Raw genomic sequence first — 10,597 nt, forward strand, 5'->3', positions numbered from 1 at the left:
GCCAGCTGCCGCTGGCCGCCGGCGCCGCGCTGGCCGTCTCCTACCGGGGCGGCGACGAGGTCGTCATGTGCCAGATGGGCGACGGCACCACCAACATCGGCGCCTGGCACGAGACGCTCAACATCGCCAAGCTGTGGAACCTGCCGATCGTCTTCGTGGTGATCAACAACTTCACCGGCATGGGCACCACGGTCGAGATGTCCTCCGCCGAGCCCGAGCTGTACAAGCGCGGCTCCGCCTTCCGCATCGAGGGCGAGCGCGTGGACGGCCGCGACGTGCTCGCGGTCCGCGACACCGCGTCCAGGCTCATCGAGCGCGCCCGCGAGGAGCAGACCCCGTTCCTGCTGGAGGCGTGGAGCTACCGGATGAAGGGCCACTCCGTGGTCGACCCGGCCAAGTACCGCACCGACGAGCAGAAGGACGAGGCGCGGTCGGAGGAGAACGACCCGATCGCCCTGTTCGAGGCCAGGCTCACCGAGGAGGGCCTCCTCACCGACGAGCTGCGCGAGGAGATCGCCGCCTCCGTCAAGGCCGAGGTGACCGAGGCCGCGGACTTCGCCGAGAACAGCCCGCACCCGGAGGTCTCCACCCTCTTCGACTACACCTACGCCACCCCGGTGCCCAACGAGTCCACCCGCATGCCCGCCGACCCGGTGTTCGCGGAGTAGGGAAGGAACCCACATGTCTGTGATCACTTACCGCCAGGCTCTGCGGGACACCCTTCGCGCCGAGATGGTCCGCGACGAGAACGTCCTCGTCATGGGCGAGGAGATCGGCGTCTTCGAGGGCTCCTACAAGATCACCGAGGGCCTGCTCAAGGAGTTCGGCCCGCGCAGGGTCAAGGACACCCCGATCGCCGAGGAGGGCTTCGTCGGCGCCGCCGTCGGCGCGGCCATGCTGGGCCTGCGCCCGGTCGTCGAGCTGATGACGATCAACTTCTCGCTGATCGCCATCGACCAGATCATCAACCACGCCGCCAAGATCTACGGCATGTTCGGCGGACAGACGAGCGTGCCCATGGTCATCCGCACGCCCGGCGGCGGCGGCCAGCAGCTCGGCGCCACGCACTCGCAGAACATCGAGCTGTTCTACTCGTTCATCCCCGGCCTGAAGGTGCTCGCTCCCAGCACCCCGGCCGAGGCCTCGCAGATGCTGCGCGCGGCGATCCGCGACGACGACCCGGTCCTGTTCCTGGAGAACCTGGGCCTGTACAACTCCAAGGGCGAGGTCCCCGACGACTACGCCGAGCCGGAGAACGACACCGTCGCCACGATCGGCCGCGCCAAGGTCACCCGCGAGGGCAGCGACATCACCCTCATCGGTTACTCCCGGATGGCCATGGTCGCGACCCAGGTCGCCGAGAAGCTGGCCGAGGAGGACATCGACGTCGAGGTCGTCGACCTGCGCAGCCTGCGCCCGCTGGACCGCCAGACCTTCGTGGACTCGGTCAAGAAGACCGGCTCCGCTGTGATCTGCGAGGACGACTGGCTGACCTACGGGATCGGCGCGGAGATCGCCGCCTCGATCCAGGAGGGCGCCTTCGACTACCTCGACGCCCCGGTCCGCCGGGTGGCGATGGCGGAGGTCCCCATGCCCTACGCCAAGCCGCTGGAGACGGCGGCCCTGCCGTCGGTCGAGTCGATCAGCACCGCCATCAAGGAGACCCTGAGCGCCGTCGGCAAACGGGTCGGGTAGAGGGAGTTTCAAGCATGAGCGAGATCCAGATGCCGCGCCTCTCCGACACCATGGAGGAAGGCGTCATCAGCACGTGGGTCAAGAACGTGGGCGACAAGGTCGCCTCCGGTGACGTCCTGGTCGAGATCGAGACCGACAAGGCCGTCATGGAGTACGAGGCCTACGAGGACGGCTACCTGGTCAAGCAGTCCGTCTCCGAGGGCGAGACGGTGCCGATCGGCGCGGTCATCGGCGTGATCGCCGACTCCCCGGACGCGGTACCCGAGGACTCCGGCGACGGCGGCTCGGAGCCCGAGGCCGCGCCCGCCGAGGAGGAGCAGGGCGAGAAGGCGGAGGAGATCCAGGAGGCCGCCGAGGGCACCGAGGCCGAGAGCGCCGGGGAGTCCGCCGCCTCCTCCGGCGATGGGGCCGCGCGCCCGCGCACCTCCCCGCTGGCCCGGCGTCTGGCCAAGGAGTACGGCCTGGACATCAACAGGATCCAGGGGTCGGGCCCCAAGGGCCGGATCGTGCGCGCCGACATCGAGGCCGCCCGGGAAGGCGGTGCCGCCGAGCAGGCCGCACCCGCCGCGCAGCCCAAGGAGGAGGCCAAGCCCGCCGCGGAGAAGGCGGCGACCGCTCCCGCCTTCGACGACGGCCGCGCCTCCGAGGAGCTCAAGGTCAGCAACGTGCGCAAGGTGATCGCGCGCCGCCTGACCGAGAGCAAGCAGACGGTGCCGCACTTCTACCTGCGCCGCACGATCGACGCCGAGGCGCTCAAGGCCTTCCGCGCGCAGATCAACGAGCAGCTGTCCAGCACGGGCGTGAAGGTCAGCTTCAACGACCTGATCGTCAAGGCCAGCGCGACGGCGCTGAAGCTGCACCCGGCGGTGAACACCTCGTGGGTGGACGACAAGCTGCTCCAGCACCACCGGGTCAACGTCGGCGTGGCCGTGGCCGTGGACGCCGGGCTCGTGGTGCCGGTGCTGCACGACACCGACAAGGCGACGCTGTCGGAGATCTCCACGCGCACGCGCGAGCTGGCGGGCAAGGCCCGTGACGGCAAGCTCAAGCCGCAGGAGATGAGCGGCGGCACGTTCAGCGTGTCCAACCTGGGCATGTTCGGCGTGGACAGCTTCTCCGCGGTGATCAACCCGCCGGAGGCGGCCATCCTCGCGGTCGGCGCGATGCGCCAGGAGCCGGTGGTCGTGGACGGCGAGGTCGTCGTGCGCAACCGGATCTCCCTGGAGCTGTCGGTGGACCACCGCGCGGTGGACGGCGCCGTGGGCGCCGCGTTCCTCAAGGACCTCGCGGAGATCCTGGAAGAGCCGATGCGGATCATCCTGTAGCGTCCGGCGCTCGGTACACGCGACGCCCCGGCCGGGAACGGCCGGGGCGTCCGTCGTTCCCGGACCCGTGCGTCCGGCCCGTCGTTTCCGGGCGAGCGCGGCGGATTCTGTCCACAGCCTGTGGACAAGTGGACGCGAGGACAAGCGGACACGAGGACATGCCGACGAGTCGACACGGCGACGAACCGACAGGGTGACAGAGTGTCAGGGCGGCACCCCCATCTCTGCGACACCGGCGGCCCCGGCGTGGCGGCCATCGCTGTCCACAGCCTGTGGACAGCCGGACGGGCGAGCGGGCGGGCGAACGGGCGAGAGGACACGTCACCAGGGCGGCATGGCGAAGACCTGGCCGAGAAGGGACCCGCCCGCGACGGCCGCGCCGTAGGACGGCACCCGCCGGCCGGACTGGCGGAACCGTCCACGCAAGCGACGGCCCCTGGGTCCGCCGAGCACCTCCCGCATGCGCGGGTCGCGGTGACGGCGGTCATCGGAGGTCCTCACTGCCGCACAGGGCCACCGTCTCGACCAGTTCGCCGCCGAACCCGGCCAGGCCGGTGCGCACGTCGGCTCGGGCGGCGGACGTCCGGGAGAGGGTCCCGGGGAAGGTCCGGGCCCTCCACCGGGGAACGGTGGGCGACGCCTGCGGCACAATGGACATGTCGACAGCTCGCTTTCTGGTCGTTCGCTGGTCGGTTGTCGGCCTGCTCTGGGGGTGTGAGTGCACCCGCCAGGGCCTTTTCGTTCGTCCGCCCCCAGCGGGCGGCGTGCTGGGCGGCCGGGCCCGGGGACGGAGCCGCCCTCACCCGGAGCCAGCGCCACACCTCACCGCACTTCCTCCAGGCAGCGGAGACGACGGCGGACCTGTGATCCGCCCGTTCGCGCGCTTCGTCCACAGCCTGTGGACAACGGGACCGCTTCGCCCCGACTGGTATACGGTCGGCCTCATGCCCCACGTGCTGCACATGACCGAACTCGAACGCTGGGCCTCCGGCAGCGGTGACGTCGAGGCCGACTCCCTGCGCACGCAGGGGTTCGTGCACGCCTCGCCGGACGAACCCACCCTGCTCGCGGTGGCCAACGCCTTCTACACCGGCGCCTCCGAACAGCTGGTCGCCCTCGTCGTGGACACCGACGCGGTCGGCTGCGAGGTGCGCTGGGAGGCCGCCGAGCCCGCCCCGCCGCCGGGCACGGGGGACGACGTCCTCTTCCCGCACGTGTACGGGCCGATCCCCCGAGCAGCCGTGACGGGCGTGCGCTACCTGCGCCGCGACCCCTCGGGCCGCTACACCGGCGCCGAGGAGCGGCCCGCCACGGCCGAGGCGCTGAACCTGCTGCCGCACCCCGAGGGCGGCTGGTACCGGCAGACCTGGCACAGCGGCGTCACCGTGCACCCGGAGGGCTACCCGGGACCGCGGTCCACCGCCACCGGCATCCACTTCCTGCTCGGCCCCGGGGAGGAGTCGCGCTGGCACCGGGTGCGCTCCGACGAGGTGTGGGTGTTCAACCGGGGCGGGCCCCTGGTGCTGGAGTACGGCGGCACGGGAGGGGCGCCCGAGCCCGACGGACAGGTGACCCTGGGCTCGGGGATCGAGCGGGGAGAACGCCTCCAGGCGGTGGTCCCGGCCGGTACCTGGCAGGCCGCCCGCCCGCTGGGCGGCGGGGAGGCGCTGGTCAGCTGCTTCGTCTCCCCCGGTTTCGACTTCGCCGACTTCGAGGCGGTCTGACCTCACCCGACCCTCTCGCGGACGCGGTCGGCGAGGTCCCCGTCGCGCGCGATCCGGGCCAGCCCGGCCGCCAGGCGCGCGACCTCGTCGCCCTCCACGAGCTTGGCGAGCTTGCCGCCGTCCTCCGGCAGTCCGACCTTCTTGGCCCCGCCCAGCACGTACTTGTCGGTGTAGGGCCGCAGCCAGGGCCACACCGCCTGGACCTCCCGGCAGAACATCACGGCGCCCGTCGGCCCGATGCCGGAGAACTCCCGGACCATCGCCTCCACCCGGCTCGCCCGGTGCTCGGAGCGCTCCCCGAGTCTGCGCAGGTCGCCCTGGTACTCCTCGCGCACCCGGTCGACGCACTCGCCCAGCCGGGTGGCGGTGCTCTCGTCGTAGCGCACGTAGTGCCCGCGCCCCAGCGCGTCCACGCGGTCCTGCCAGCTGAGCGAGGCCATACCGTCGGGGGTCGTGCCGCCCGCCTCGTTGAGCTCACGGGCGGCGGCGATCGCGATCCGCGCCGAGATGCGCGCGGACAGCAGGTTGACCAGCACCAGCAGCTGCCACAGCGCTGAGGGTCTGTCCGCCATCCGGATCCCGGCCTCGGCGGCGAGGGTCGTCCCCGCCTCGTCCACCACGGCGCGGGCGACGTCGGCGTTCCTGGCCATCTCCCGGTCCCCTTCCAGGTGTGGTCGGATGCGTCCTGGTACAGGGCTGATACCCGGCCGGAGGGCGCTGACGCGGTTGTCCACAGGGCTGTGTACAACCCTTCCCTCCCGGCGCCGGACACGGGAGAGCCCCGGATCCGGGTCCCGTCCCGGTTCCGGGGCTCCCCTCCCCGCCGCGGCGCCCGGCGCCGGGCTCAGGCGTGGCTCAGTCCGTTGCGGTGGGGCGGCGCGTCGCTGTGCTGGCCGACGCTGGTCGGGATCGTGTGGCGCGCCTTCCCCTTGTCGATGCCGAGGAAGCGGTTGAGGTGGCCCTTGCGGCCCACCACGAACCAGGCGATCGCCCCGAACAGCGGGAACCAGAGGATGAAGATGACCCACAGCAGCTTGCCGCCCGCGGAGGTGTCGCGGTCGACCAGCGCCGAGATGACCGCGGCGAGGAGCAGGACCAGCAGCGCCAGGCCCACGAGCGCCAGGACCACTCCGAAGATCCCGCTCATCCAGGTGACGGCCGTGTCCGCGCGGTCCGCGAGGTTCGTGATCATGGTCTCCCCCAACAAGGCACACTCCCTATTGTTACGCAGAGTAACCTTTTGAGCGGGGGATCCCGTGGCGCTTCCGGTTTTCGGGCGTTTCCACTACGCAAGGACCGGATTCCGTTTCCGTGGTGACTTTCCGAACTCACGTCACTACTTTCAGGTAATTCCACCTGTCAGGCCCTCGCGCTGCTTTACTGGGAACCATGGGCGAGCTTCGGCGATCTGGCAGGTTCACTCCCCTTCTCCCTCCCGGGTCCCCCACCGCAGACGGTGGCGGCCCCGGCACCCGCGACCACGGCGTCCCCGTCCCCCTGGCCAAGCGCAGAGACCAACGGGCGACGGGAGGCCGCACGGCCGAGGCCCGGTGACCGTGGGCAGGCAACCCAGGTACCTCTGGCTGGCGGAACAGCTGCGCGGGCCGATACTGAGCGGAGAACTGCCGCCCGGCACGCGTCTGCCCTCCCGGACCCGGCTGGCGCGCTCCTACCGGGTCAGCGAGCAGATCTCCCGCACCGCGCTCCGACTCCTGGTCACCGAGGGCCTGGTCGAGTCCAGGCCCGGCTCCGGGTACTACGTGCGCACCGTCCCCGAACTCTTCCGGATCTGCCGGACCGACTCCTCCTCCGGCTCCGGCCTGGGGCGGCTCAGCCGCGAGTCGATCGGCACCGAGCAGGAGCAGTGCGCGCCGCCGCTGAGCCTGCGGCTGCGGCTGCGCGAGGGGGAACCGGTGTACCGCACCACCTCACGCGGGCTGTCCTCGGAACTGCCCATCACCCTGCACCGGTCCTGGGAGCCCGCGTCCCTTACGGCGGGCACCCTGCGCACCCCCTTCGACAGCTCGCCCGGCAGCGGACTGCTCGAACGGCTCAGCGCGGCGGGCCACCCGGTGGACCGGGTGGTGGAGGAGGTGGGCGTCCGCGCGCTGCGCGACTCCGAGGCCTCCCTGCTCGGGTCGGCGCCGGGGATACCCGTGCTGGTGGTGGAGCGCACCCATTTCAGCGGCAACCGGCCGGTGGAGACCTCCGACCTCATCGGCTCGTCCGAGCAGTGTCGACTCCTCTACAAACTGACACTGGCCCGGCCCCGCCGCGTCGGCGACCCTCGGCGGTACTGACCCGGGCCCGCGCGGGTGCGGCGCTCCGGGACGGGCACCCGGGCGCCGCCCCCGGGCACGCGTGAGGGCGGCGGCCCCTCCCGGAGGAGGGGGCCGCCGCCCTCATCGTCCACCGGCCGCCGCGCCGGTACGGACACCACCGGACGCCCGCTCCGCCCAACCGTTCCCCGTCACGCGGAGTGACCGGCTGGAGTCGCCCGGCGGTGTGCGCGGTCAGGCCCGGGTGAACTCCCCGGCCACGACCTCGGCGATCTGCGCCGTGTTGAGCGCGGCGCCCTTGCGCAGGTTGTCACCGCACAGGAACAGGTCCAGCGACTTCGGGTCGTCCAGCGACTGCCGGATGCGGCCGACCCAGGTCGGGTCGGTGCCCACGACGTCGGCCGGGGTCGGGAACTCGCCGTTGGCCGGGTCGTCCTGGACCCGCACGCCCTCCGCGGAGCCGAGCAGCTCGCGGGCGGCGTCGGCGGGCACCTCCTCGGCGAAGGACGCGTGCACGACCAGCGAGTGGGTGGTGATCACGGGGACGCGGACGCAGGTGGCCGAGACGCGCAGGTCGGGCAGGCCCAGGATCTTGCGGGACTCGTTGCGGACCTTGAGCTCCTCCGAGGACCAGCCGCCGTCCTTGAGCGAACCCGCCCACGGAACGACGTTGTAGGCCAGCGGCGCCGGGAACGGCCCCAGCTCGCCGACGGCGGCGCGCACGTCGCCCGCGGTGTCGCCCAGGCTGCGGTCGGCACCGGCCTTGGCCATCTGGTCGCGCAGGGTGTCGATGCCCTCCTGGCCGGCGCCGGAGGCGGCCTGGTAGGAGGAGACCACCAGGTCGGTGACGCCGTAGGCGCGGTGCAGGGCGCCGATGGCCACGATCATCGACAGGGTGGTGCAGTTGGGGTTGCTGATGATGCCGCGCGGGCGGTTGCGGACCTGGTCCGCGTTGACCTCGGGCACCACGAGCGGGACGTCGGGGTCCATGCGGAACGCGCCGGAGTTGTCGACGGCGACCGCGCCGCGGGCGGCGGCGATCGGCGCCCACTCCTTGGACACCTCGTCGGGGACGTCGAACATGGCGACGTCCACGCCGTCGAAGACCTCGGGGGCCAGGGCCTGGACCACGACGTCCTCGCCGCGCACGCGCAGGACCTTGCCCGCGCTGCGCGGGGAGGCGACGAGGCGGATCTCGCCCCAGACGTTCTCGCGCTGGGTCAGGATGTCCAGCATCACGGTGCCGACGGCGCCGGTGGCGCCGACGACGGCGAGGGTGGGAAGACGGTTGCTCATCGGCCGGTACCTCCGTAGACGACAGCCTCGACCTGGTCGGCGTCGAGCTGGAACTCGCTGTGGGCGGCGCGGACGGCCGCGTCGATCTGGTCCTCCTCGACGATCACCGAGATGCGGATCTCCGAGGTGGAGATCATCTCGACGTTGGTGCTCGAACCGGCGATCGCGTCGAAGAAGCGGGCGGTGACACCCGGGTAGGAGCGCATGCCCGCGCCGATCAGCGACACCTTGCCGATCTTGTCGTCGTAGCGCAGGGACTCGAACCCGACCTTGTCCTGCACCTTCTTGAGCGCGGCGACGGCCTCCTTGCCGAAGTCCTTGGGGACCGTGAAGGAGATGTCGGTGCGCGAGGTGGAGACCGCCGACACGTTCTGGACGATCATGTCGATGTTGATCTCGGCGTCGGCCAGGGCCCGGAAGATCGTCGCGGCCTCGCCGACCTTGTCGGGCACGCCGACGACGGTGATCTTGGCTTCGCTCCGGTCGTGAGAGACACCGGAGATGATCGGCTGTTCCATGCCTTCGCTTTCCTCGACTTCCGGGACGACCCAGGTCCCCGGCTTCTGGCTGAAAGATGAACGGACGTGAAGGGGGATGTTGTACTGACGCGCGTACTCGACACAGCGCAGGTGCAGGATCTTGGTCCCGGACGCCGCCATCTCCAGCATCTCCTCGTAGGAGATCTGGGGGATGCGCTGGGCGCTCGGCACGATGCGCGGGTCGGCGGTGAACACACCGTCGACGTCGCTGTAGATCTCACAGGCGTCGGCCTCCAGAGCGGCGGCCAGCGCGACGGCGGTGGTGTCGGAGCCGCCCCGGCCCAGGGACGTGATGTCCTTGGTGTCCTGGGAGACGCCCTGGAACCCGGCGACGATGCAGATCGCGCCCTCGCCCACGGCCTCCTGGATCCGGCCCGGGGTCACGTCGATGATCTTGGCGTTGCCGTGCAGCGACGTGGTGATCACACCGGCCTGGGAACCGGTGAAGGACCTGGCTTCGAACCCCAGGTTCTCGATGGCCATCGCCACGAGTGCCATGGACATGCGCTCGCCCGCGGTGACCAGCATGTCCAGTTCGCGGGCCGGCGGCATCGGGCTGACCTGCTCGGCCAGGTCCAGGAGTTCGTCGGTGGTGTCGCCCATGGCCGAGACCACGACGACGACGTCATATCCCGCCTTTTTCTGAGCGACGATCCGCTGGGCTACTCGCTTGATGGCTTCCGCGTCTGCCACGGAAGACCCACCGTACTTCTGCACGATTAGGGCCACGATCGATGCTCCTGAGGAGTTGGGATCAAGACAATGAAATGGAGTGTAGCCACAGACGTCCTCGCCTAGCCCATCTGACCTGCGACGGGAGGGCGTGGCGTCTTGACACACCGGCGATGGGGCTTACCCGGTCAGGCGGAGGTTACTCGTGTTTCGCGCGGATGAACGGCGAATGTGAGTTAGAACTCCAGGGCGCGACGCGCTAGAACTCCAGGCTGCGGCGGCCCTCGAAGGCACGACCGAGGGTGACCTCGTCGGCGTACTCCAGGTCGCCGCCCACGGGCAGGCCACTGGCCAGACGGGTCACCTTCAACCCCATGGGTTTGACCAGCCGCGCCAGATAGGTCGCGGTGGCCTCCCCTTCCAGGTTGGGATCCGTGGCCAGGATCAGCTCCGTCACCTGGCCGTCGGCCAGGCGGGTCATGAGTTCCTTGATGCGCAGGTCGTCGGGGCCCACACCCTCGATGGGGCTGATGGCGCCGCCCAGGACGTGGTAGCGGCCCCGGAACTCGCGGGTGCGCTCGATGGCGACGACGTCCTTGGACTCCTCGACCACGCAGATGATGGCGGGGTCGCGGCGGACGTCGCGGCAGATGCGGCACTGGTCCTCTTCGGCGACGTTGCCGCAGACCGAGCAGAAGCGCACCTTCTCCTTGACCTCGACGAGCGCGCTGACGAGGCGTTTGACGTCGGCGTGCTCGGCGGACAGGAGGTGGAAGGCGATGCGCTGCGCGCTTTTCGGACCGACGCCGGGCAGCCGCCCGAGCTCGTCGATCAGATTCTGCACCGCGCCTTCGTACATCGCCTACCCATCAGTGACGGACCGGGTCTGTCGGGGCGGTCCGCATCCCCACCCCCCACCGTATCCGGCGCGGCGGACTCGCGCGTACGCGCGGGCCCGCCTGACCGGTTCCCGGGGCCGCTCCCCGGTTCCGGGAACGACGGCGGGAACAGCGGGAGCGGCCCCGGTGCCGGTCCGCAGACCTCCCGGTGCCGGTCCGCGGCCCGGC

11 protein-coding genes are annotated in these 10,597 nt (G+C 70.9%); 5 read left to right on the plus strand and 6 right to left on the minus strand.

Annotated features, from left to right (window positions below; genetic code table 11):
* The 3 genes from DQW06_RS08115 to DQW06_RS08125 form a co-directional block, all read left to right on the plus strand.
* Positions 1-668, plus strand: a 668-nt coding sequence (locus DQW06_RS08115) for a thiamine pyrophosphate-dependent dehydrogenase E1 component subunit alpha (protein WP_232832980.1), incomplete at its 5' end; no start/stop codon positions are given.
* 13 nt (positions 669-681) lie between these two features.
* The gene (locus DQW06_RS08120) at positions 682-1,695 is read left to right on the plus strand and encodes an alpha-ketoacid dehydrogenase subunit beta (RefSeq protein WP_013155796.1); all 1,014 of its coding nucleotides are present in this window, start codon (positions 682-684) and stop codon (positions 1,693-1,695) included.
* Positions 1,696-1,709: 14 nt separating this feature from the next.
* Positions 1,710-3,020: a dihydrolipoamide acetyltransferase family protein gene (locus tag DQW06_RS08125; RefSeq protein ID WP_013155797.1), complete on the plus strand. Its 1,311-nt coding sequence runs from the start codon at positions 1,710-1,712 to the stop codon at positions 3,018-3,020.
* Positions 3,021-3,504: 484 nt separating this feature from the next.
* Here the strand turns inward: DQW06_RS08125 and DQW06_RS08130 are convergent, their stop codons facing one another.
* On the minus strand, positions 3,505-3,678 hold the full coding sequence (locus DQW06_RS08130; RefSeq protein WP_198662405.1) for a hypothetical protein: 174 nt from the start codon (positions 3,676-3,678) through the stop codon (positions 3,505-3,507).
* A gap of 286 nt (positions 3,679-3,964) precedes the next feature.
* On the opposite strand from DQW06_RS08130, the gene DQW06_RS08135 reads away from it, so the two are divergent.
* Positions 3,965-4,744: a cupin domain-containing protein gene (locus tag DQW06_RS08135; protein WP_041552977.1), complete on the plus strand. Its 780-nt coding sequence runs from the start codon at positions 3,965-3,967 to the stop codon at positions 4,742-4,744.
* A 2-nt stretch (positions 4,745-4,746) separates the two neighbouring features.
* Here DQW06_RS08135 and DQW06_RS08140 read toward each other — a convergent pair whose 3' ends face one another.
* Both DQW06_RS08140 and DQW06_RS08145 read right to left on the minus strand, forming a co-directional pair.
* A complete protein-coding gene (locus tag DQW06_RS08140) occupies positions 4,747-5,394 on the minus strand; it encodes an endonuclease (protein WP_071623093.1) in 648 nt (215 codons plus the stop codon).
* 194 nt (positions 5,395-5,588) lie between these two features.
* Entirely contained in the window at positions 5,589-5,936 is a 348-nt protein-coding gene (locus DQW06_RS08145) for a PLD nuclease N-terminal domain-containing protein (RefSeq protein ID WP_013155801.1), read from the minus strand.
* A gap of 364 nt (positions 5,937-6,300) precedes the next feature.
* On the opposite strand from DQW06_RS08145, the gene DQW06_RS08150 reads away from it, so the two are divergent.
* The gene (locus tag DQW06_RS08150) at positions 6,301-7,044 is read left to right on the plus strand and encodes a GntR family transcriptional regulator (protein ID WP_013155802.1); all 744 of its coding nucleotides are present in this window, start codon (positions 6,301-6,303) and stop codon (positions 7,042-7,044) included.
* Between the two features lie 213 nt (positions 7,045-7,257).
* Here the strand turns inward: DQW06_RS08150 and DQW06_RS08155 are convergent, their stop codons facing one another.
* The 3 genes from DQW06_RS08155 to recR all read right to left on the minus strand — a co-directional run bounded on the left by DQW06_RS08155 (position 7,258) and on the right by recR (position 10,389).
* Positions 7,258-8,319: an aspartate-semialdehyde dehydrogenase gene (locus DQW06_RS08155; RefSeq protein WP_013155803.1), complete on the minus strand. Its 1,062-nt coding sequence runs from the start codon at positions 8,317-8,319 to the stop codon at positions 7,258-7,260.
* Positions 8,316-9,587 (minus strand): aspartate kinase, encoded by a 1,272-nt coding sequence (locus DQW06_RS08160; RefSeq protein WP_013155804.1) that lies wholly within the window; start codon positions 9,585-9,587, stop codon positions 8,316-8,318. The genes DQW06_RS08155 and DQW06_RS08160 overlap by 4 nt, the downstream gene beginning before the upstream one ends.
* Positions 9,588-9,789: 202 nt before the next feature.
* The gene (gene recR, locus DQW06_RS08165; protein ID WP_013155805.1) at positions 9,790-10,389 is read right to left on the minus strand and encodes a recombination mediator RecR; all 600 of its coding nucleotides are present in this window, start codon (positions 10,387-10,389) and stop codon (positions 9,790-9,792) included.
* Between the last annotated feature and the right edge of the window lie 208 nt (positions 10,390-10,597).

Source organism: Nocardiopsis sp. TNDT3 (genome assembly GCF_003427465.1).
Taxonomy (GTDB): Bacteria; Actinomycetota; Actinomycetes; order Streptosporangiales; family Streptosporangiaceae; genus Nocardiopsis; species Nocardiopsis dassonvillei.

What these genes read in the sequence shown, in the direction of transcription:
- DQW06_RS08125 (WP_013155797.1), top strand. Translation starts at nt 1,710, where the DNA reads ATGAGCGAGATCCAGATGCCGCGCCTCTCCGACACCATGGAGGAAGGC.
- recR (WP_013155805.1), bottom strand. Translation starts at nt 10,389, where the DNA reads ATGTACGAAGGCGCGGTGCAGAATCTGATCGACGAGCTCGGGCGGCTG.
- DQW06_RS08130 (WP_198662405.1), bottom strand. Translation starts at nt 3,678, where the DNA reads ATGTCCATTGTGCCGCAGGCGTCGCCCACCGTTCCCCGGTGGAGGGCC.
- DQW06_RS08135 (WP_041552977.1), top strand. Translation starts at nt 3,965, where the DNA reads ATGCCCCACGTGCTGCACATGACCGAACTCGAACGCTGGGCCTCCGGC.
- DQW06_RS08140 (WP_071623093.1), bottom strand. Translation starts at nt 5,394, where the DNA reads ATGGCCAGGAACGCCGACGTCGCCCGCGCCGTGGTGGACGAGGCGGGG.
- DQW06_RS08155 (WP_013155803.1), bottom strand. Translation starts at nt 8,319, where the DNA reads ATGAGCAACCGTCTTCCCACCCTCGCCGTCGTCGGCGCCACCGGCGCC.
- DQW06_RS08145 (WP_013155801.1), bottom strand. Translation starts at nt 5,936, where the DNA reads ATGATCACGAACCTCGCGGACCGCGCGGACACGGCCGTCACCTGGATG.
- DQW06_RS08120 (WP_013155796.1), top strand. Translation starts at nt 682, where the DNA reads ATGTCTGTGATCACTTACCGCCAGGCTCTGCGGGACACCCTTCGCGCC.